Here is a 19,852-nt window from a genome sequence, read left to right on the forward strand (position 1 = left end):
GCCACCCGTTCGCCCGCCGCGCATCCGGTTCCCCGCACCCGTTCACCCGAGGCGACCCCCGCGCCGGACGCCGGCTCCCGTGGGGCAGCGCTCCCCCGAGTTGTCCACAAGGAGGGTCGACAGGACCGGGAGCGGGGCGGTTGTCCACAGGTCGGGCGGCGGGGGGTTGTCGGTCGGCCGTGGGGTGCGGACCATCGGCGTCATGGTCTGGGGCCCCGACGACTTCCATCCGATCGGGCTCGTGCGGGCCGCCCGCAGGCGGGCCGACTGCTCGCAGCGCGAGCTCGCCGAGCGGGCGGGGCTGTCGCCGTCGACGGTCGGGCGGATCGAGGCGGGGAGCCTCGCGCCGAGCATCGGCACCCTGACGCGGCTGCTCGCCGTGGCCGACCTCGCCCTCGTCGCGATCGACCCGGACGGGCACGTCGTCCGGCCGATGCTCGACCACCGCGACGACCTGCGCGACGGTGCCGACCGCCGTTACCCCGCCCACCTCGACACGGTCCTGGACCCCCGCCCCGGCGAGTGGTGGGGCGACCGGTACGGCCTGAGCCGGCCGCCGGAGACCTTCCGCCGCGACCGACGCAGGCGCGACGCGCAGCGCGCGCGATCGGTGTGGGAGGTCCGGGTCGCCCAGCAGCGCCACCGGCCGCCGCCCCCCACCGCCCGCGAGTGGCAGCGCCGACACCCCGACCTCTGGTGATCACCCGCGGGATAGCGTCTGCGCCGTGAGCACCGCACCGCGCCGCGAGGGCGCTTCCGGCACCGGCCTGGCCACCGTCACCGACGACGACGCGGGCACGGTCCTCGACACCTGGTACCCCGCCCCCGCCCTCGGTCCCGACGCCACCGACGTCGCCACCGACCTCGAGCCCATGGCCGGGGTCGACGACGCCCGCGGGGTGCGCACCGTCGTCGTCCGCACCGTGATCGACTCGCTCGCCGACCCGCCCGTCGACGCCTCCGACGTCTACCTGCGCCTGCACCTGCTCAGCCACCGGCTGGTCGCGCCGCACGAGGTCAACCTCGACGGCCAGTTCGGGCTGCTCGCCAACGTCGTGTGGACCGACCGCGGCCCGTGCGCGGTGCCCGGCTTCGAGCTGGCCCGGATGCGGATGCGCGCCCGCCGCCCGGTCACCGTCTACGGCGTCGACAAGTTCCCGCGGATGGTCGACTACGTGGTCCCGACCGGCGTCCGCATCGCCGACGCCGACCGGGTCCGCCTGGGCGCGCACCTGGCCGAGGGCACCACCGTCATGCACGAGGGGTTCGTCAACTTCAACGCGGGCACCCTCGGCTCGTCGATGGTGGAGGGCCGGATCTCCGCGGGCGTGGTCGTCGGCGACGGGTCCGACGTCGGCGGCGGCGCCTCGATCATGGGGACGCTGTCCGGCGGCGGCAAGGAGGTCGTCTCCATCGGGCGGCGCTGCCTGCTCGGCGCGAACGCGGGCATCGGCATCTCCCTCGGCGACGACTGCGTCGTGGAGGCCGGTCTGTACGTCACCGCGGGCACCAAGGTCACGCTGCCCGACGGCTCCACGGCGGCCGCGCGCACGCTGTCCGGCCAGGACGGCCTGCTCTTCCGGCGCAACTCGGTGTCCGGCGCCGTCGAGGTCCTCCCCCGCACGGGCGAGGGCATCGCGCTCAACTCGGCCCTGCACGCGAACTAGGCTCTCCCGCCGTGCCCACCGCCGCTCCCCGCCGCTCCCGTCCGATGTCGATCGAGGCGTTCGACCTGCCCGCCCCGCTCACGGCGGCGCCGTCGGACGCCCCGCCGCACCACGTCCGCGCCGCCCTCGACCTGCGCCTGCGCGCCCTGCTGAAGCACGACCCGGGCACCCGCACCGGCGAGGACATCGAGGACCTGCACCAGATGCGGGTGTCGGTGCGGCGGATGCGGGCCGCGCTCAAGGCCGCCCGTCCGCTGCTCGACCCGGCATGGGGCGACGGGCTGCGCGCCGAGCTGGGCTGGCTCGGCGGTGCGCTCGGGCCCGTCCGCGACCTCGACGTCATGCTGCTGCGCCTGCGCGGGGAGGTCGCCGCGCTGCCCGCCGCCGAGCAGGACGCCGGGCAGGTGCTCGTCGCCGCGCTGGAGGCCGAGCACGTCGCGGCCCGGGCCGAGATGCTCACGGCGCTCGACGCGCCGCGCTACCTCGCGCTGGTGGAGCGCATCGCCGACGCGATCCGGCTGCCGCTGCCGACGCCGTCGGCGACGCAGGCCCAGCCCGAGCTGATCGACCTCATCCGCGCCGAGGCCGCCAGGATGGCGAAGGCGGTGCGCAGGGCCGGGGAGGACCCGCCCGACGAGGTGCTGCACGCCCTGCGCATCCACGGCAAGCGGGTGCGCTACACCGGCGAGCTCGTGCAGCCCGCGTTCCGCGGCACCCCGACCGGCAAGGCGATCAAGGAGCTGCTCGGGGCCACCGAGGAGCTGCAGGAGGTGCTGGGCGACCACCAGGACGCGTGCGTCGCCGAGACCCGCATCCGCGAGCTCCTCGACGGGCTCGGCGACGAGCCCGACGCCTACGTCGTGTTCGTCGCGGGCCGGCTGGTGGAACGCGAGCGCACCCGGGCCGAGGCCAAGCGCGCCGAGTGGTGGCCGGCGTGGGAGAAGGTCGCGGCGGTCGATCTCTAGCCGTCGTCACCGCGGGGCCGGTCGCCGATCCTCACGATCGCGAAGGCCTGCAGCGCCCCGGCCGCGAGCAGCACCGCGATCGCGGCCGGGTACCGGCCCGTCACGTCCAGCAGCACGCCCATCAGCAGCGGGGCGAGGCCGGCCGCTGTGTAGCCGACGCCCAGGGCGAACCCGCTGGTGGCGGCGCTCGCCGCGCCGTCCGGGGTGCGCCACGCGATCACCGTGAGCCCCAGCGGGAACCCCGCGCCGACGCCGATGCCCATCAGCACGACCCAGATCCACGGGCCGAGCAGCGGGGGCATCGGCAGGACCGCCGCCCCGATGGTGCCGAGCAGCCCGCAGGCCAGCGTCAGCATCGCCCAGAACCGCCAGCGGCGGCGCCGCTCGGCGAGGGCGGGAGCGAGCAGCGCGGCCGGGATCTGGGTCACGCTCCACACCGCGAGGAGCAGTCCGGCCTGCGTCGGGCTCCAGCCCTGGCCCTCGTAATAGGGCGCGAGCCAGGTCAGCCAGCCGTAGAACATGACCGAGGTGCCGGCCTGGTAGCAGGCCGTGAGCCGGGTGAACGGGTCGCGCCACGGCAGCAGCGTGCGGTCACCGCTGCGCCGGGGTACCGGGACGCGCCGCGCGATCGGCGTCCAGACCGCGACGGCGAGCACCGCGGGCACCGCCCACACCGCCAGCGAGAACGACCAGCCGCCCAGCGCCACCGACAGCGGTACGGCGACGGCACTGGCGACGGTGGCCCCGACCATCATCGAGACGACGTACCCGCCGGTCGCCACCCCGGCGCGCTCCGCCAGGTGCTCCTTGACGACCCCGGAGATCAGCACGCCGGCCAGCCCGATCCCCGCGCCGACGACCAGGCTGCCGCCGATCAGCGCCCACAGCTGCGGGATCCCGCGCAGCACCCCGCCCAGCGCGACCAGCCCCACCGCCCCGCCGAGCGCGCGCTCCCGGCCGAACCGGGCGCCGACCGCGGGCCCGGCGAACGACCCGGCGCCCATCATCAGCACGGCCCCGGCCTGCACCAGCCCGGCGACCCCCGCGGACGTGCCCAGCTCGGCGCGCACGGTCTCGAGCAGTGGCGGGTATCCGGCCAGCGACGCGCGGAGGTTCGCGGCCAGCGCGAGCAGGCCGAGGAGGACCACCCACGGCCGCACCGCCGCGGGTCGGGTCACGGTGCTCATCGGGTCACGGTGCTCATGGCGCGAGCCTGGCCACCGCAGCGTCGATCCGCTCGTCGGTCGCGGTGAGCGCCACGCGCACGTGCTGCGCCCCCGCCGGTCCGTAGAACTCCCCCGGTGCCACCAGGACACCGTGACCCGCGAACTCGCGCACCGTCGACCGGGAGGGCTGTCCGGCGGTGGCCCAGAGGTAGAGCCCGGCCGCGGAGTGGTCGACGCGCAGGCCCGCCTTCTCCAGCGCGACGCGCAGCCGGCCGCGCCGCGCCGCGTACACGGCGGCCTGGGCGGTGACGTGCGCGTCGTCGGACGCGGCGGCCTCCATCGCGGCCTGCACCGGTCGCGGCACGATCATGCCGGCGTGCTTGCGCACCTCGAGCAGGCCCGCGACCAGCGACGGGTCACCGGTGACGAACCCGGCGCGGTACCCGGCGAGCCCGGAGGACTTCGACATCGAGTGCACGGCGAGCAGGCCCTCGTGCGAGCCGCCGCAGACGTCGGGGTGCAGGACCGACGACGCCCCGTCGGACAGGGACAGGTAGCACTCGTCGGACGCGACGACGGCGCCGCGCTCCCGCGCCCAGGCCACGACCTTGCGCAGGTGCTCGGGCGGGAGCACCTGACCGGTGGGGTTGGACGGCGAGTTCACCCACACCAGTCCGACCCGCGCCGGGCCGAGGGCGGTGAGCCCGTCGGACCGCACGGGCGTGGCGCCGGCGATCCGGGCGCCGACCTCGTAGGTCGGGTAGGACAGCTCCGGGATGACGACGGTGTCGCCCGCCCCGAGGCCGAGCAGCGTCGGCAGCCACGCGACCAGCTCCTTGGAGCCGATCGTCGGCAGGACCGCCACCGGGTCGACGGCGACGCCGAAGCGGCGCAGCAGGGACCCGGCGACCGCCGCCCGCAGCGACTCGGGCCCGTGCGTCGTCGGGTACCCGGGCTCGTCGGCGGCCGGGCCGGACAGCGCCGCCCGCACCACGGGCGCGATCGGGTCGACCGGGGTGCCGACGGAGAGGTCGACGATGCCGTCGGGGTGCGCGGCCGCGAGGGCCTTGTCCCCGGCGAGGGAGTCCCAGGGGAAGTCGGGCAGCTGCCCTATCACTCGTCGTGCTCTTGCGGGGGCAGGCTCTTGGCCGGCTCGACGTCCATCTCGGTCTTGCCGACCTTCGACGCGCCGCCGGGGCTGCCCAGGTCGTCGAAGAAGTCGACGTTGGCCTTGGTGTAGGCGGTCCACTGCTCGGGGACGTCGTCCTCGTAGTAGATGGCCTCGACCGGGCAGACCGGCTCGCAGGCACCGCAGTCGACGCACTCGTCGGGGTGGATGTACATCATCCGCCCGCCCTCGTAGATGCAGTCCACCGGGCACTCTTCGATACACGCCTTGTCGAGGAGGTCGACGCAGGGCTCGGCGATCACGTAGGTCACGGGGGTCCTCCGGTCGGGCAGGTCAGGGCGTGAACAGTATGTATCGGAAGGGGACGTCGCACCCAGCCGGGGCGGTGTGACGCGCGTCGTCGGAGGATAGCCGAGTGGATCTCCTCGACTCGCTCGCCGGACGCCGGGTGTCCCTGCGCCACCGCGTCGGCGACCGCGACGGCCGCCCCCTGTTCAGCGACGCCGTCGGCGAGCTCACGACGGGTCCCGACGCCGTCACCGTCGCGACGCGTCGCGGGCCGGTGCAGGTCGCGCGGGCCGCGGTCGTGGCCGTGCGCGCGGTCCCGCCCGCCCCGCCCCGCCGGGCGTCCTGGGGTGCGGTGGCGCACCTGGAGGAGCTGTGCGCCGACGCCTGGCCGAGCCCCGCCGACGAGCGCCTCGGCGCGTGGCGGCTCCGCGCCGCGGGCGGGTACACCGCGCGGGCCAACGCGGCGCTGGCCCTGGGCGACCCCGGCGTGCCGCTGCCCGCCGCGCTGGACGCGGTGCGCGCGTTCGCCGCGGCGCACGGCATCCCGCCGCGCGTCACCGTGCCGACGGGGTCGCCGTGGGACACCGCGGTGTCCGGGGCGGGCTGGGTGCTCGACGTCGGGCACCCGGCGGGCGCGGAGGTCGCGGTGCTCGTCACCGAGCTGGCGGGGGTCACCGCGGCCGACGGACCGTGGACGATCACGACCCCCGACCGCCCCGACGACGACTGGTGGGCCCTGGGCCTGCGCGGCGGCCGGCCCAGCCCCGTGCAGCGCCACGTCCTCGACCCGGACGACGGCTCCACCGCTTTCGTGCTCGCACGCGACGCCGCGGGCGCCGCGGTGGGACAGGTCCGGGCCACCGTGGTGCAGGACCACCTGCACCTGTCCTGGCTGGAGGTCGTGCCCGCCGCGCGCCGCCGGGGGCTGGGCGCGGCGCTCGTGGCCGCCGCGGCGGGGTGGGCGCGGACCCGCGGCGCCCGCTTCGGCGTGCTGCAGGTGGCGCTGCACAACACCGGGGCCCGCGCGCTCTACGCGGGCACCGGCTGGACCGAGCACCACCGCTACCGCTACCTCGTGCCCCCCGCCTGAGGGTCAGGCGACCTTCAGGCGCTTCTCCGCCTCGCGGGCCGCGCGCTTGAGGCCGGACCACTCCCCCAGGTACTTCCCGACGGCGCCGACCACCGGGAGGTTGCTCAGCGCGGAGTGGAACCAGTTGCCGTGCGGGTGCTTGTCGAGCTCGGCCTCGACGGCGAACAGCGCCCGGCCCAGCCGCCACACGGCCGACCCGATGCGCTGCAGCGTCGGGCGGGTGTCGGGCTCGGCGAGGTCGCCGGTGAGCTCGGCGGCGCGGTCGTCGGCCGCCCGGTCCGCCGCCGCGTCCGGCCGGTCGACGGTGAGCTCGCGCCGGAACAGCACCGCCCCCAGCAGCCCGATGAGCTCGTCCTCGTCGTGGACGCCGTGCTCGCCCGCGATCGCGACCAGCACGAGCCCCTGCCCGGCCGCGCCGAGCGCCGACGACACCGGGAGCCGCTTCGCGAGGACCCCGCCGATGCCGGGGATCGCCGCGATCAGCGTGGTGAACCGGCCGACGCGGCGCACCCACCAGCGCGACCGCTCGGCCGGCTGCATCGACGCCCACGCCGCCGTGCCGGGGACCTCGACGGAGGCGAGGAAGTCGAGCACCTTCTCCCGCACGCTGCGCTCGTGGTCCGGGCCCTGCTCCTCCGTGACGCGCGCCCGCAGGCCGAACGGGTCGGTGTCGCGCAGCCCGGCCAGCACCGGACGCGTGGCCCGGACGAACGGGCGCAGCGCCGCCACCACCGCGGCGTCGCTGATCGGCCCGTCCGACGTCTTCTGCTCACCCACGGAACTCCCCGTTCACCACGCGCTGCAGGGCCCACAGGCCCGCAGCCAGTCCACCGAGCACCAGTGCGCCGGACTGCCAGTTGAGCGGCACCAGCACGTCGCCGCCCGGGCCCGCCACGGCCAGCACCCCCACCACCACGAACCACGCGAGGACCGGGGCACCGGCGACGCCGGGCCGGTCGTCGATCTCGCCGGCGCGCAGCACCAGCCACGGTAGGATCAGCACCGTCAGCACCGCGCCCATCGGCACCGGGACGCCGCCGGTGTAGATCTGGGCGAACGCGACGCCGAACGCGCCGAGCAGCACCCCGTCGACGACGAGCAGGACCAGCGCCAGCACCGTGACCGCGCGCGACTCCGGCCGCGGCGCGATCTCGTGGGCGACGACCTCCCCCGGCGCGGTCACGACCCGTCCCCGAACAGGCCGCCCGCCGGACCGGAGAACTCCTCCACGTCCAGCAGCGGCTGCGCCACCCCGTTGCTCATCGCGAGCGCCACCACACCACCCTGCTCCCACACCGAGATCTGCGTGGCGTGCGCCCGCATCGCGGCGATCCTCGCCCCCCGCACCCCGGACACGTCCACCCGGGTGGTCACCTCGGCGTCGGGGACGCTCGGCAGCTCGTCGGGCGCGGGGATCCGGAAGGGCACGCCGGGGGTGCCGGCCAGCTCCGCGAGCCCGGCGTCGAGCGTGGAGCGGGCGATCACCGTGAAGAACAGCCGGGCCGGGACCCGGGCCACCGCCGCCACCGTGACCTCGTGCGCGCGGACGTGGTCGGGGTGGCCGTAGCCGCCGTCGGGGCCGTAGGTGACGACGACGTGCGGCCGGACCTCGGCCAGCACCGCGGCGAGCGCGTCGACCTGCTCGTCGAACGCCTGCGGCGCCGCGAAGGCCCGCGGGTGCAGGACCTCGGGTGTGGCGGCGCGCACACCGTGCCCGGCGAGCGCCATGCCCGAATCACGCCATCTGCCCGTTCCGCCCAGGAAGCGGTGGTCGGTGACGCCGAGCGCCGCGCAGGCCCCGGAGAGCTCCCCGATGCGGTAGCCGCCGAGCTGGTCGGCCGCCTCGGCGGCCAGTCCGCGCAGCGACTCGGGGATCACCTCGCCCTGCTCGCCGAGCGTGCACGTCACCAGCGTGACCGCCGTGTCGGGATCCGCGGCGAGGGTCGCGAGGGTGCCCCCGGTGGCGAGCGTCTCGTCGTCGGGATGGGCGTGCACGAACACGATCCGGCGCCCCCCGCGGGCCGTGGTGGAACGGGTCACGGGACCGAGCGTAGGCGGTCCGCGCAGCTCACCGGCCCCGGCCGAGCGGCGCGCGGCGCGCAACCGATTTGTTATCGTCCCTCGCCGTGACTGCGGTTACTGTGCGGTCACTTGCCCGGCTCGCGGTCGAGGAGCGCCACCCGTTCCCGCCGCGCCTGTCAGATTTGGAAGCACATGCGATCACGTCGAGTTGCAGCCTCACTCGCCGTCGGTGTCTCCGTCGCGCTGTTCGCCAGCGCGTGCGGGGGCGGCGGTGGCGACTCCGCAGGCGGCGCAGGTGGCGACGGAGCCGCCACCACCATCAGCGTCTACAGCACCGAGCCGGAGAACCCGCTCGTGCCGAGCAACACCAACGAGGTCGGCGGCGGGCGCGTCATCGACGCGCTCTTCAGCTACCTCGTCGGCTACGAGGCCGAGGACGCCGCGCCGTACAACGACGTCGCGGAGTCCATCGAGACCACGGACTCGCAGAACTACACCATCACGCTGAAGGACTGGACGTTCCACGACGGCACCCCCGTCACGTCCTCCTCCTTCGTCGACGCCTGGAACTTCGCGGCGTACGGGCCCAACGCCCAGCAGAACTCGTCGTTCTTCAGCCAGATCCAGGGCTTCGCGGACGTGAACCCGACCGACCCCGACGGCGAGTCCGGCCCGGCGGAGGCCCCGGCCCCCGCGGCCGAGACCATGTCCGGCCTGCAGGTCGTCGACGACAAGACGTTCACCGTCGCGCTGACCGCGCCCTTCTCGGTGTTCCCGACGACGCTGGGCTACTCGGCGTTCGCCCCGCTGCCCGAGTCGTTCTTCACCGACCAGGCCGCCTTCGAGGCCGCGCCGATCGGCAACGGCCCGTTCCGCTACGTCGACCGCCAGCCCGGTGCCAACATCACCGTCGAGACGTGGGCCGACTTCCCCGGTGAGCGCAAGCCGCAGGTCGGCGGCGTGGAGTTCCGCTCCTACGCCTCGCCCGAGGCCGGCTACGCCGACCTGGTCGCCGGCAACCTCGACTACATGGAGCAGCTGCCGCCGTCGGCGCTGGTCGGCCGGCTCTTCGAGCAGGACCTCGCCGGTCGCAACTCGAACACGACCTACCTCGGGATGAACACGATCGCGTTCCCGATCTACGACCCGAAGTACGCCGACCCGCGCGTGCGCGTGGCCCTGTCGATGGCGATCGACCGCCAGGCCGTCAGCGACCAGGTCTACGACGGTCTGCGCGACCCGGCCGCCGGCATCGTCCCGCCCGGCCTCGACGGCTACGTCGACGGCCAGTGCGGCGAGAACTGCACGTACAACCCGGACCGCGCCAAGCAGCTGCTCGCCGAGGCCGGCTTCACCGGGCCGATCGAGCTCACGTCCAACGCCGACGGCGCGGGCAACCAGGAGGTCTTCCAGGCCTTCTGCATCTCGATCACCAACGCCACCGGGCTCGAGTGCAACTTCGTGCCCGTGCCGACGTTCGCGGAGTTCCGCACCACGATCAACGCCCGCGAGGCCACCACGCCGTTCCGCACCGGCTGGTCCGCGGACTACCCGTCGATCGAGAACTTCCTCAACCCGCTCTACCGCACCGGGGCCTCGGCCAACGACGGCGAGTACTCCAACCCGCAGGTCGACGCGCTGCTCGCGCAGGGCGACGCGGCCCCGTCCCCGGACGCGGCCTTCGGCTTCTACCAGGAGGCGGAGCGGCTGATCCTGCAGGACATGCCCACCATCCCGACCTTCTACTCGAACACCCAGGCCGGCTGGTCGCCGCGGATGTCCACCGCGACCACCAACCAGTTCCGTGAGCTGGACCTGATCACGGCAGCAGTGTCCGAGTAACGACCAGCACGACCCACCACAGCTCAGGGCGGCGGCCGGGCACCCCGGTCGCCGCCCTACGCTGTGGATGTGGGTCAGACCGTGGCCTCGCGACCCCACCGGGAACGGGCCGCGCCGCACCCAGGAGGTGATTCGTGGGCCGCTACGTGCTGCGTCGGCTGCTCCAGCTCGTCCCCGTCTTCATCGGGACGACGTTCCTGATCTACGTGCTCGTCTGGGCCATCCCGGGCGACCCCTTCGCCGCCAAGTGCGGCGACCGCCCGTGCCCTCCCGCGTACATCGCGGAGATGCGCGAGAAGTTCAACCTCGACGACAACATCTTCTCCCAGTACTTCCAGTACCTGGGCAACCTCGTCACCGGCGACTTCGGCGAGACGTTCTCCGGACTGCAGGTCAGCGACCTCATCGCCGACGCCTACCCGACCACCATCCGGCTGGCGGTGCTGGCGCTGCTCATCGAGGCCGTCATCGGCCTCACCGCGGGCGTCTTCACCGGCCTGCGCGGCGGCGGCTTCGTCGACAACCTGGTGCTGGTCTCCACGCTGTTCCTCATCGCGGTCCCGGTGTTCGTCACCGGCTTCGTCATCCAGACCTTCCTCGGCCTGCGCTGGGGGATCATCAGCCCGACGGTGTCGATCGACCCGACGTGGGGTGAGCTGATCGCCCCGGCGTTCGTGCTCGGCAGCCTGTCGATGGCGTACGTGACCCGGCTGATGCGCACCTCGATCGCGGAGAACCAGCGCGCCGACTACGTCCGCACCGCGGTCGCGAAGGGCCTCGCCCCGCGCCGCGTCGTGGGCGTGCACCTGCTGCGCAACTCCGCGATCCCGGTGATCACGTTCCTGGGCACCGACCTGGGCGCGCTGATGGGCGGCGCGATCGTCACCGAGGGCATCTTCAACATCCGGGGCATCGGCGGGCTCGTCTTCCGCGCGATCGTCACCAAGGAGGGCATCACCGTGACCGGTGTGGTGGTCCTCCTCGTCATCGTCTACCTGCTGATGAACCTGCTGGTCGACGTGCTCTACGCCGTTCTCGACCCGAGGATCCGCCTTGACTGACCCCCAGGCCATCGCCACCGCGAGCCCCACCCCGCTCAGCCAGGCCGGCGCCCCCGGCGAGACCACCACCACCGACAAGCCGCGCAGCCTCACCTCCGACGCCTGGCACGACCTGCGTCGGCGGCCGCTGTTCATCGTCTCGGCGGTGCTGATCACGGTCCTGCTGGTCATCGCGGCGTTCCCGCAGCTGTTCACCTCGGTCGACCCGGGGGTGGGCGACCTGTCCCGCTCCCGCCAGGGCCCGTCGTCGGACGCGATCTTCGGCTACGACGCGCTGGGCCGCGACGTGTACGCCCGGGCGATCTACGGCGCGCGCGTCTCGATCGTCGTCGGGGTGCTCGCCACCGTGCTGACGGTCCTGATCGGCGGCGTGCTCGGGCTGGTGTCCGGGTTCGCGGGCGGCCGGGTCGACTCGGTCGTGTCCCGCTTCGCCGACATCTTCTTCGGCCTGCCATTCGTGCTCGGCGCGATCGTCATCCTCTCCACGTTCCGCGACGCCGTCGGCAACAACCCGATCGGGATCTCGGCGATCGTCATCGGCACGATGGCCGCGCTCGGCTGGCCGGTCGTCATGCGGATCATGCGGTCGGCCGCGATCTCCGCACGCAACCAGGACTACGTCCGCGCCGCACGCGGGCTGGGTGCGGGGCCGCTGCGGATCATCGTCAAGCACATGCTCCCCAACTGCGTCGCGCCCGTGCTGGTCTACGCCACGATCTCGCTCGGCGCGTTCATCGGGGCCGAGGCCACGCTGTCCTACCTCGGCATCGGGCTGCGCGACCCCGTCGTGTCCTGGGGCGTGATGATCAGCGAGGCCCAGACGTCGCTGCGCGTCGCCCCCACCCTCCTGGTGTTCCCCGGCGCCTTCCTCATCATCACCGTGCTCGCCTTCGTGATGCTCGGCGACGCCGTGCGCAGCGCGTTCGACCCGAAGGGCCGCTGACGTGGACCTGACCAAGAACGAGAACGACGGCCCCCTGCTCGAGGTCGACGGCCTGCACGTCGAGTTCCACACCCGCGACGGCGTCGCGCGCGTGCTCAACGGCGTCAGCTACTCGGTGGCGGCGGGCGAGACACTGGCCGTGCTGGGCGAGTCCGGCTCGGGCAAGTCCGTCACCGCCAACACCGTCATGGGCATCCTCCCGATGCCGCCCGGGCGGATCACCGCGGGCTCGATCCGCTACCGCGGCGAGGAGCTCCTCACCGCGGAGGACGAGCGCCGCCGCGAGCTGCGCGGCGAGAACATCGCGATGATCTTCCAGGACGCGCTGTCGGCGCTGAACCCCGTCTACACCGTGGGGTTCCAGATCGGCGAGCAGCTGCGCACCCGGCGCGGGATGAGCAAGAAGGACGCGGAGAAGCGCTCGATCGAGCTGCTCGACCAGGTCGGCATCCCGGGGGCGACGCAGCGGGTGCGCAACTACCCGCACGAGTTCTCCGGCGGCATGCGGCAGCGCGCGATGATCGCCATGTCGCTCGCGCTCGACCCCGACGTGCTCATCGCCGACGAGCCCACCACCGCCCTCGACGTCACCGTGCAGGCCCAGATCATGGACCTGCTCAAGGACATCCAGACCGAGCGGCACATGGGCCTGATCCTCATCACGCACGACCTGGGCGTCGTCGCGGAGGTCGCCGACCGGATCGCGGTGATGTACGCGGGCCGGATCGTCGAGAACGCCGACGTGCACGCCCTCTACGCCAACCCGGGCCACCCGTACACGCGGGCGCTGCTGGAGTCGATCCCGCGGCTGGACAGCAAGGGCACCGAGCTGCGGGCCATCAAGGGCCTGCCGCCGAACCTGACGAACATCCCGTCGGGCTGCCCGTTCCACCCCCGCTGCCCCATGGCCGTCGACCGCTGCCGCGACGTCGTGCCGCCGCTGGCGGAGCTGCCGGGCGGCCGCTCGTCGGCCTGCCTGTTCGCCGAGGAGCTGGTGAGCGCATGAGCTCCCTGCAGAAGAACGAGCCGATCCTCGAGGTCGAGGACCTCGTCAAGCACTTCCCCGTCCGCGTCGGCATCGCGATCAAGCGCACCGTCGGGCACGTCCGGGCCGTCGACGGGGTGTCGTTCACGCTCAACAAGGGCGAGACGCTCGGCGTCGTCGGCGAGTCCGGCTGCGGCAAGTCGACGCTCGCGCAGGTGCTCATGCGCCTGGAACCGCCCACCGGCGGGTCCGTGCGGTTCCACGGCGAGGACATCTTCGCCAAGCGCGGCCGGGACCTGAAGGCGCTGCGGCGGCAGATCCAGATCGTGCTGCAGGACCCGTACACCTCGCTCAACCCGCGCATGACGGTCGGCGACATCGTCGGGGAGCCCTTCGAGATCCACCCCGAGGTCGCGCCCAAGGGCGAGCGCCGCAAGAAGGTGCAGGAGCTGCTCGACGTCGTCGGCCTCAACCCCGACTTCATCAACCGGTACCCGCACCAGTTCTCCGGCGGGCAGCGCCAGCGCATCGGCATCGCCCGCGCGCTGGCCCTGCGCCCCGAGGTGATCATCTGCGACGAGCCGGTGTCGGCGCTCGACGTCTCCATCCAGGCGCAGGTGATGAACCTGCTCGGCGACCTGCAGCGCGAGTTCGGGCTGTCCTACATCTTCATCGCCCACGACCTGTCGGTGGTGCGGCACCTGTCCGACCGCGTCGCCGTCATGTACCTGGGCAAGGTCGTGGAGATCGGCACCGAGGACGAGATCTACACGCGGCCCTCGCACCCGTACACGCAGGCGCTGCTCTCCGCGGTGCCGGTGCCCGACCCGTCGGTCCGGGTGGGGCGCAAGCGGATCCGGCTCACCGGCGACGTCCCCAGCCCGGTGAACCCCCCGTCGGGGTGCCGGTTCCGGACGCGCTGCTGGAAGGCGACGGACCTGTGCGCCGAGGAGGAACCGGCCCTCGAGGTGCGCAGCGGCGGACACGCCAGCGCGTGCCACCACGCCGAGGAGCAGTACCTCCTGCCCACCTGATCCGGCACCCACCCGATCCGATGACGCCTCCCGTCGCACCCCTGGCTCCCGACCCGGAGCTGCTGCGGGTGCAGCGGGAGGCGTACCTCGTCGAGGCCGCGCTGCTCGGCACCGACGCCATCCCGGCCCTGCACGACACCCTCGACTCGCTCGCGACCGCGGGCCTGGCCTGGTACGGCTGTCGCGACGCGAGCGGGCTGCTGGGGGCCGTCGCCACCACGTCCGCGGACGGGGTCGTCGACATCGACCGGCTCGTCGTGGCCCCGCGCGCGTTCCGCCGGGGCGTGGGGACGGCGCTGGTGGCCCACGTCCTCGACCTCGCCCCGGGTGCGGTCACGGTGTCGACCGGCCGGGAGAACTACCCCGCCCGGATCCTCTACGAGCGGGCCGGATTCCGGGTGACCGACGAGGCCGAGGTCGAGCCCGGGCTGTGGGTGACGCGCTACCGCCGCCCCTGAGCCGCCCGCCTAGCGGGCCGGCTCTCCCCACCGGGCGGCCCCGGCGAGCGGGCCCTCGGTGAGCGGGCCCGGCGCGATCCCCGTCGCGGCGTCGGCGGCCGGGCTGCTGACCACCAGGCTCACCGGCTGGAACAGCGGGAGGGCGGGCAGCTGCACCCACAGGACCCGCTCCGCCGTGGCGAAGCGGGTCGGGTCGTCCTCCCCGCTGCCCGCCGCGAGCGACTCCAGGAGCAGCTGCAGGGCCGGGAAGCAGAACCCGGTGGGCGTCGACGGCGGCTCGGGGACCACCGCGCTGGGCAGCGCGCAGCCGTAGTCGGAGGCGAGCTCGGTGCCGGGCGCCGCCCCGACGGTGCGCGGGCCGACGATGACGTCGACCGCCACCCCTCCGTCGGGCGGCGGGGCCGTCGTGGGTGCGGCGGCGGTGGTGGCGGGGGGAGTCGACGACGGCGGGGTGGTGGTGGGCGCCGTCGTCGTGGTGATCTCGCCGGCGGGTGCGCTGCCCTGCACGAACAGCTGGGCCGCGGGCGACTCGACCGCGGTGGCGTCGATCCCGGCCGCGGTGAGCTGGGCGGCGACGAGCCGCGCGACGCGGCCGTCCTCCGTCCGCTCCGCGGCCGAGCCGATCACCAGCGAGACCGGCCCGCCGTCGGCGGCCCAGTTCCCGGACGCGTCCCGGGTCCAGCCGGCGGACCTCAGGAGCTGCTCGGCGGCGATCGGGTCGGGTCGGGCCGGGGCCCCCTCCGGGGCGCTGGCCGCGTACCCCGGCTCGGAGGGGGCGAGCCCGAACGCGTCGGCGGGGAGGGCCTCCGGGGCGACGGAGAGCCGGATCGCCTCGCGGTCGAGCAGCGCGGCGAGCCCCTGGCGGGCCCGCGCGTCGCGCAGCGGGCCGTCGGCGGAGCGCAGGCCGAGCTGGGTGACGGTCGGCAGCGGGGCGAGCTGCGTGCGCGGCACCGGGCTCAGACCGCCCAGCGCGGTGCGGATCGCCGGGTCGGCCTCGGCCAGCGCCACGTCGACGTCCCCGGCGGCGAGCCCGGTGGCCATCGCGGCGTCGTCGAGGCGGCGCAGCACGAGGGTGTCGAGGACGGCCGGGGTGTCCCAGTAGGTGTCGTTGCGGGCGAGCACGACCTCGCCGCGGCCCGGGTCGACCGTCGCGATCCGGAACGGGCCGCCCGACGCCGGCAGGCCGCCCGTCGTGGCCCCGATCCAGGAGCCGGGGGCGTCCTTGAGCAGGTGGGCGGGCAGCAGGTCGGAGAACAGCCCCTGCCAGGCCGGGTACGGCGCGTCGAACACGACGTCGACGGCCTTGCCGCCCGCCCGGGACCGGACGTCGGTGATCATCCGGTAGCCCGCGGCGTCGGCGACGCCGGGGTCGGCCCGCATCTGCTCCCAGAGGTAGACGAAGTCCTCCGCCGCGATCGGCGTGTTCGTCGACCAGGAGGCCTCCAGGTTGAGCTCGTAGCTCACCGTGAAGGGATCGGTGGAGACGACCTCGGCGCTGGTGGCGATCGTGCGGTCGAGCTGCGGGACGCCGTCGGCGCCGGGCCGGAACACCGACGGCAGCACGAGCGCCGCCACCGCCGTGGTGAGCGGCGAGGAGTGCGCCAGCAGGTGCGGGTTGAACCCCGCGCCCAGGTCCTCGACGCCGACCACGATCTCGGACGGTTCGGGCTGCGCGGTGGGCTCCGGCGCGGCCGGTGGCGGCTCGGCCAGCGGCACCTGGGTGCAGGCGGCCAGCAGGACCGTCAGCAGGGCCAGGACCAGCGCGCGCATCACCCGGTCATCCTGCCACTCGGTCGAGTGACCCGGACCGCCCGCCGCCCGGTCAGCCGGCCGCCGCCTTGGCCCGCGAGCGCTGCCGCCCGCGCAGGTGCGAGTCGAGCTCGACCTTGCGGATCCGCACCGACTCCGGCGTCACCTCGACGCACTCGTCGTTGGCGCAGAACTCCAGGCTCTGCTCCAGGTTCAGCACGGTCGGCGGGGTGAGCTTGACCAGCTCGTCGCTCGTCGACTTCCGCATGTTCGTCAGCTTCTTCTCGCGGACGATGTTGACCTCGAGGTCCTCGGCGCGCGTGTACTCGCCGATGACCATGCCCGCGTACACCTGCGTGCCCGGGCCGATGAACAGCACGCCGCGGTCGGCCAGCTGCTCCACCGCGTAGCCGGTGACGGGGCCGGTGCGGTCGGCGATCAGCGAGCCGCGGAGGCGGTTGTTGATCTCACCGACCCACGGGCCGTAGCCGTCGAAGACGTGGCTGACGATGCCCGCGCCGCGCGTGATCGTCAGGAACTCGGTGCGGAAGCCGATCAGGCCCCGCGACGGCACCCGGTAGTCCAGGCGCACGCGGCTCTCGCCGTGCACCATCTGGCTCATCTCGCCCTTGCGGCCCGCGAGGAGCTGCGTGACGGCGCCGAGGTGCTCGGTGGGGACGTCGGCGGAGAGCTGCTCGAACGGCTCGTGCAGCTTGCCGTCGATCATCTGGGTGACGACCTCGGGCTTGCCGACGGTCATCTCGAAGCCCTCGCGGCGCATCGTCTCGACGAGGATGGCCAGCGCCAGCTCACCGCGGCCCTGCACCTCCCACGCGTCGGGGCGCTCGGTGGGCAGCACGCGCAGCGACACGTTGCCGATCAGCTCGGAGTCGAGCCGGCCCTTCACCTGGCGGGCGGTGAGCTTGGTGCCCGGGTGCGGGTCGCGGCCGACGAGCGGGCTCGTGTTGATCCCGATCGTCACCGAGATCGCGGGCTCGTCGACGTGGATGCGGGGCAGCGCGACCGGGGTCTCCGGGTCGGCGAGCGTGTCGCCGATCGTGACGTCCGGGATGCCCGCGACGGCGACGAGGTCTCCCGCGTACGCGGCGTCGGTGGGCACGCGGGTCAGCGCCTCGGTGCGCAGCAGCTCGGTGATCTTGACGCGGTTGACCTTGCCACCGTCCTGCATCCACGCGACCTGCTGGCCGCGGCGGATGACGCCCGCGCGGACCCGGCACAGCGCGATGCGGCCGAGGAAGCTCGACGCGTCGAGGTTGGTGACGTGGGCCTGCAGCGGCGCGTCGGCGTCGTCGGCAGGCGGCGGCACGGTCTCGGAGATGACGTCGAACAGGCTCTCCAGACCCGGCTCGTCCGGGAGGTCGCCGTCGGCGGGGCGGTTGCGGCTCGCCCGGCCGGCGCGCCCGCTCGCGTAGACGACGGGGAGGTCGAGCAGCCGGGAGGTCATGGTCTCGTCGAGCTCGAGCTCGTCGGCCAGCTCCAGGAGCAGCTCGAGGCTCTCGTCGACGACCTCCTCGCAGCGGGCGTCGGGGCGGTCGGTCTTGTTGACGACCAGCACCACGGGCAGCCCGGCGATCAGGGTCTTGCGGAGGACGAAGCGCGTCTGCGGCAGCGGGCCCTCGGAGGCGTCCACGAGCAGCACCACACCGTCGACCATCGACAGGCCGCGCTCGACCTCACCGCCGAAGTCGGCGTGGCCCGGGGTGTCGACGACGTTGAGCGTCATCCCCTGCCAGTCGATCGCCGTGTGCTTGGCGAGGATCGTGATGCCCTTCTCGCGCTCGAGGTCGCCGGAGTCCATGACCCGGTCGACGACGGCGGCCCGCTCGCCGAACGCACCCGAGGCGCGCAGCATCGCGTCGACGAGGGTGGTCTTGCCGTGGTCGACGTGCGCGACGATGGCGACGTTGCGCAGCCGCCCGTCCCCGCGGATCGCGCCGGGGCGTGCGGGGGCATCGGAGGTTGCTGTGCTCACAGTTCACGGTAGCCCGTCCGGCCCCTGGCCTTCCCCCGGGTGTGAGCATAGGCTCGCCTCATCATGGGCAAGGTGAAGAAGAAGTGCTGCCGCTCCAAGCCGAAGCGCTGCTCGAACTGCCCGGTCGTCGCACTGCGGCTGAGCAAGATCGAGAGCGGGGGTCTGCGGGGCAAGGAGCTCCGTCGGGCGGTCAAGGCCGCGCGGGTCTACTGAACCGATCCGCGGGTTCCGGTCCGATGAGCGGCGACGATCCGGCGACGGGCGGTAGATCCGGGGTACCCTCGCGCTCCCGGGCGTGACCGGGGTCTCGCACCCGCTCCGCCCGCCGACGCCCGCGCCGGAGCGGGTTCCCGGCCGCCCGCAGAGGCGCGGACCGGCATCCCGGCGCCCGCGCGACGCTCCCCGGCCGGGCGTCCGTACGTGTCCAACATCACTCTCCTGCGGGACGTCTCGGGACCTCGATCATCGGGCTCGGCGGGCCCGTCGGACCTCCGACCCGATCTCCGCGAGCACCGCCCCGGGCCGCTCCACGAGGTCGTGCCAGGTGTAGCGCAGGATCGTCCAGCCCGCCCGGACCAGGACGTCCTGCCGCCGCGCGTCCGCCCGGGCCCGGACCGCGTCGGCGTGCCGGGCCCACCCGTCGATCTCGACGGCGACCATCGCCGCCGGGAACGCGATGTCGACCAGGAGGCCCGCGGCCGGGAACCCGCACCGCCAGCCGCGGGCACCCGACGAGCGCAGCATCCGGACCAGCAGCCGCTCCGCCTCCGACGCCGAGCGGTCCGCGGCCGCGATCAGCAGCTGCCCGGCCCGTGCCGATCCCGGCGCGCCGAGGTTGCGGCAGTGCGCCGCGTACACCTCCGGGAAGCGCACCGACCGCTGCAGGGCCCGGTCCAGGAAGCGCCCGCCGAGGTCGACCGACGCCTCCACCACCGTGAGCGGGCGCGCGGTCACCGCGATCCCGCGGACCTGCACGACGTCGACCGGGTCCAGTGCGCGCCGCCGAACGTCGACGGTGGAGCGGCCGCGCGGGTCGCGGTGCCGCGGCACCGTCACCCGGACCGCGGTCGGCGCCCGGTCGGCCATGCCGTGCCACCACGCGGCGGCCGGGCCGGAGAGCACCGCACCGGCACCGGCCCACAGGACGGCACCGCGGACGGCGACCTCGTCGTCGAGCCGGTGCCCGGCCGCCAGGTAGACGTGCGGGTGCAGCGGCCTCCAGCGGCGGCGACGGACGAGGTGGTCGATCGCGCCGCGCGAGAGCCCCGCGCGCAGCGCCTGGTCGCGGGAGAGGACCCCGCCCTGCCGCTCCAGCAGTGAGTCGATGGACATGACCGGATTCGACGGGTCCCGCCGCCGCCCGGTTCCGTCCCCGCCCGGATCCGGTGCGCCCGCGAACGCCCGATCGTGGTGGTCGCCGTCCCGGAACCGTCGGCCGGCCCCGGCGCGCCCTCGGTCCC

General features: G+C 74.2%; 20 protein-coding genes. 11 read left to right on the top strand and 9 right to left on the bottom strand.

Annotated features, from left to right (window positions below; translation table 11 throughout):
- Nucleotides 1-202 precede the first annotated feature (202 nt).
- The 3 genes from H6H00_RS03580 to H6H00_RS03590 are packed head-to-tail and all read left to right on the top strand — an operon-like array spanning nt 203 to nt 2,632.
- The gene (locus tag H6H00_RS03580; RefSeq protein ID WP_185719946.1) at nt 203-700 is read left to right on the top strand and encodes a helix-turn-helix domain-containing protein; all 498 of its coding nucleotides are present in this window, start codon (nt 203-205) and stop codon (nt 698-700) included.
- A gap of 25 nt (nt 701-725) precedes the next feature.
- Nucleotides 726-1,667: a 2,3,4,5-tetrahydropyridine-2,6-dicarboxylate N-succinyltransferase gene (gene dapD / locus H6H00_RS03585; protein ID WP_185719947.1), complete on the top strand. Its 942-nt coding sequence runs from the start codon at nt 726-728 to the stop codon at nt 1,665-1,667.
- Nucleotides 1,668-1,678: 11 nt separating this feature from the next.
- The gene (locus tag H6H00_RS03590; protein ID WP_255425556.1) at nt 1,679-2,632 is read left to right on the top strand and encodes a CHAD domain-containing protein; all 954 of its coding nucleotides are present in this window, start codon (nt 1,679-1,681) and stop codon (nt 2,630-2,632) included.
- On the opposite strand, the gene H6H00_RS03595 is transcribed toward H6H00_RS03590, so the two are convergent.
- Genes H6H00_RS03595 through fdxA form a run of 3 tightly spaced genes read right to left on the bottom strand, consistent with a single transcriptional unit; the run spans nt 2,629 to nt 5,238 of the window.
- Nucleotides 2,629-3,819 carry an MFS transporter gene (locus H6H00_RS03595; protein WP_185719948.1) on the bottom strand — a complete coding sequence of 397 codons (1,191 nt, stop codon included), beginning with the start codon at nt 3,817-3,819 and terminating at the stop codon, nt 2,629-2,631. The genes H6H00_RS03590 and H6H00_RS03595 overlap by 4 nt on opposite strands.
- 13 nt (nt 3,820-3,832) lie before the next feature.
- Entirely contained in the window at nt 3,833-4,915 is a 1,083-nt protein-coding gene (dapC, locus tag H6H00_RS03600) for a succinyldiaminopimelate transaminase (RefSeq protein ID WP_304633051.1), read from the bottom strand.
- Nucleotides 4,912-5,238, bottom strand: coding sequence for a ferredoxin (gene fdxA / locus H6H00_RS03605; RefSeq protein ID WP_185719949.1), 327 nt, complete (start codon nt 5,236-5,238; stop codon nt 4,912-4,914). The genes dapC and fdxA overlap by 4 nt, the downstream gene beginning before the upstream one ends.
- A 104-nt stretch (nt 5,239-5,342) precedes the next feature.
- Between fdxA and H6H00_RS03610 the strand changes: the two genes are divergently transcribed.
- Nucleotides 5,343-6,305 carry a GNAT family N-acetyltransferase gene (locus tag H6H00_RS03610; protein ID WP_255425557.1) on the top strand — a complete coding sequence of 321 codons (963 nt, stop codon included), beginning with the start codon at nt 5,343-5,345 and terminating at the stop codon, nt 6,303-6,305.
- Between the two features lie 3 nt (nt 6,306-6,308).
- On the opposite strand, the gene H6H00_RS03615 is transcribed toward H6H00_RS03610, so the two are convergent.
- Genes H6H00_RS03615 through mshB form a run of 3 tightly spaced genes read right to left on the bottom strand, consistent with a single transcriptional unit; the run spans nt 6,309 to nt 8,345 of the window.
- Entirely contained in the window at nt 6,309-7,082 is a 774-nt protein-coding gene (locus tag H6H00_RS03615; RefSeq protein WP_255425558.1) for a hypothetical protein, read from the bottom strand.
- Nucleotides 7,075-7,488, bottom strand: coding sequence for a hypothetical protein (locus H6H00_RS03620; RefSeq protein ID WP_255425559.1), 414 nt, complete (start codon nt 7,486-7,488; stop codon nt 7,075-7,077). Before H6H00_RS03620 ends, H6H00_RS03615 begins: the two co-directional genes overlap by 8 nt.
- Complete coding sequence (mshB, locus tag H6H00_RS03625) at nt 7,485-8,345, bottom strand: N-acetyl-1-D-myo-inositol-2-amino-2-deoxy-alpha-D-glucopyranoside deacetylase (RefSeq protein ID WP_255425560.1); 861 nt, start codon at nt 8,343-8,345, stop codon at nt 7,485-7,487. The genes H6H00_RS03620 and mshB overlap by 4 nt, the downstream gene beginning before the upstream one ends.
- A gap of 174 nt (nt 8,346-8,519) precedes the next feature.
- Here mshB and H6H00_RS03630 point away from each other — a divergent pair, with 174 nt between their 5' ends.
- The 6 genes from H6H00_RS03630 (at nt 8,520) to H6H00_RS03655 (ending at nt 14,650) form a co-directional block, all read left to right on the top strand.
- Nucleotides 8,520-10,169 (top strand): peptide ABC transporter substrate-binding protein, encoded by a 1,650-nt coding sequence (locus H6H00_RS03630; RefSeq protein WP_185719950.1) that lies wholly within the window; start codon nt 8,520-8,522, stop codon nt 10,167-10,169.
- A gap of 134 nt (nt 10,170-10,303) precedes the next feature.
- Nucleotides 10,304-11,230: an ABC transporter permease gene (locus tag H6H00_RS03635; protein WP_185719951.1), complete on the top strand. Its 927-nt coding sequence runs from the start codon at nt 10,304-10,306 to the stop codon at nt 11,228-11,230.
- Nucleotides 11,223-12,173, top strand: coding sequence for an ABC transporter permease (locus H6H00_RS03640; protein ID WP_185719952.1), 951 nt, complete (start codon nt 11,223-11,225; stop codon nt 12,171-12,173). The genes H6H00_RS03635 and H6H00_RS03640 overlap by 8 nt, the downstream gene beginning before the upstream one ends.
- Before the next feature lies 1 nt (nt 12,174).
- Nucleotides 12,175-13,179, top strand: a complete 1,005-nt coding sequence (locus tag H6H00_RS03645; protein ID WP_255425561.1) for an ABC transporter ATP-binding protein — start codon at nt 12,175-12,177, stop codon at nt 13,177-13,179.
- The gene (locus tag H6H00_RS03650) at nt 13,176-14,192 is read left to right on the top strand and encodes an ABC transporter ATP-binding protein (protein ID WP_185719953.1); all 1,017 of its coding nucleotides are present in this window, start codon (nt 13,176-13,178) and stop codon (nt 14,190-14,192) included. Before H6H00_RS03645 ends, H6H00_RS03650 begins: the two co-directional genes overlap by 4 nt.
- 20 nt (nt 14,193-14,212) lie before the next feature.
- Nucleotides 14,213-14,650 carry a GNAT family N-acetyltransferase gene (locus H6H00_RS03655; RefSeq protein WP_185719954.1) on the top strand — a complete coding sequence of 146 codons (438 nt, stop codon included), beginning with the start codon at nt 14,213-14,215 and terminating at the stop codon, nt 14,648-14,650.
- A gap of 9 nt (nt 14,651-14,659) precedes the next feature.
- Here the strand turns inward: H6H00_RS03655 and H6H00_RS03660 are convergent, their stop codons facing one another.
- Both H6H00_RS03660 and typA read right to left on the bottom strand, forming a co-directional pair.
- Nucleotides 14,660-16,420: an ABC transporter family substrate-binding protein gene (locus tag H6H00_RS03660; RefSeq protein ID WP_185719955.1), complete on the bottom strand. Its 1,761-nt coding sequence runs from the start codon at nt 16,418-16,420 to the stop codon at nt 14,660-14,662.
- A 52-nt stretch (nt 16,421-16,472) separates the two neighbouring features.
- A complete protein-coding gene (gene typA, locus H6H00_RS03665; protein WP_185719956.1) occupies nt 16,473-18,392 on the bottom strand; it encodes a translational GTPase TypA in 1,920 nt (639 codons plus the stop codon).
- A 63-nt stretch (nt 18,393-18,455) separates the two neighbouring features.
- On the opposite strand from typA, the gene H6H00_RS03670 reads away from it, so the two are divergent.
- The gene (locus tag H6H00_RS03670; protein ID WP_185719957.1) at nt 18,456-18,605 is read left to right on the top strand and encodes a hypothetical protein; all 150 of its coding nucleotides are present in this window, start codon (nt 18,456-18,458) and stop codon (nt 18,603-18,605) included.
- A gap of 249 nt (nt 18,606-18,854) precedes the next feature.
- Here the strand turns inward: H6H00_RS03670 and H6H00_RS03675 are convergent, their stop codons facing one another.
- On the bottom strand, nt 18,855-19,724 hold the full coding sequence (locus tag H6H00_RS03675) for a type IV toxin-antitoxin system AbiEi family antitoxin domain-containing protein (protein ID WP_185719958.1): 870 nt from the start codon (nt 19,722-19,724) through the stop codon (nt 18,855-18,857).
- Nucleotides 19,725-19,852: the final 128 nt, after the last annotated feature.

Origin of the sequence: Pseudonocardia petroleophila, assembly GCF_014235185.1 — a bacterium.
In the GTDB taxonomy this organism is placed as follows: domain Bacteria; phylum Actinomycetota; class Actinomycetes; order Mycobacteriales; family Pseudonocardiaceae; genus Pseudonocardia; species Pseudonocardia petroleophila.

Excerpts from the sequence above, each read along its gene's own strand:
- H6H00_RS03650 (WP_185719953.1), top strand. The coding sequence starts at position 13,176 with ATGAGCTCCCTGCAGAAGAACGAGCCGATCCTCGAGGTCGAGGACCTC.
- H6H00_RS03660 (WP_185719955.1), bottom strand. The coding sequence starts at position 16,420 with ATGCGCGCGCTGGTCCTGGCCCTGCTGACGGTCCTGCTGGCCGCCTGC.
- H6H00_RS03670 (WP_185719957.1), top strand. The coding sequence starts at position 18,456 with ATGGGCAAGGTGAAGAAGAAGTGCTGCCGCTCCAAGCCGAAGCGCTGC.
- H6H00_RS03675 (WP_185719958.1), bottom strand. The coding sequence starts at position 19,724 with ATGTCCATCGACTCACTGCTGGAGCGGCAGGGCGGGGTCCTCTCCCGC.
- H6H00_RS03655 (WP_185719954.1), top strand. The coding sequence starts at position 14,213 with ATGACGCCTCCCGTCGCACCCCTGGCTCCCGACCCGGAGCTGCTGCGG.
- H6H00_RS03580 (WP_185719946.1), top strand. The coding sequence starts at position 203 with ATGGTCTGGGGCCCCGACGACTTCCATCCGATCGGGCTCGTGCGGGCC.
- H6H00_RS03595 (WP_185719948.1), bottom strand. The coding sequence starts at position 3,819 with ATGAGCACCGTGACCCGACCCGCGGCGGTGCGGCCGTGGGTGGTCCTC.
- H6H00_RS03630 (WP_185719950.1), top strand. The coding sequence starts at position 8,520 with ATGCGATCACGTCGAGTTGCAGCCTCACTCGCCGTCGGTGTCTCCGTC.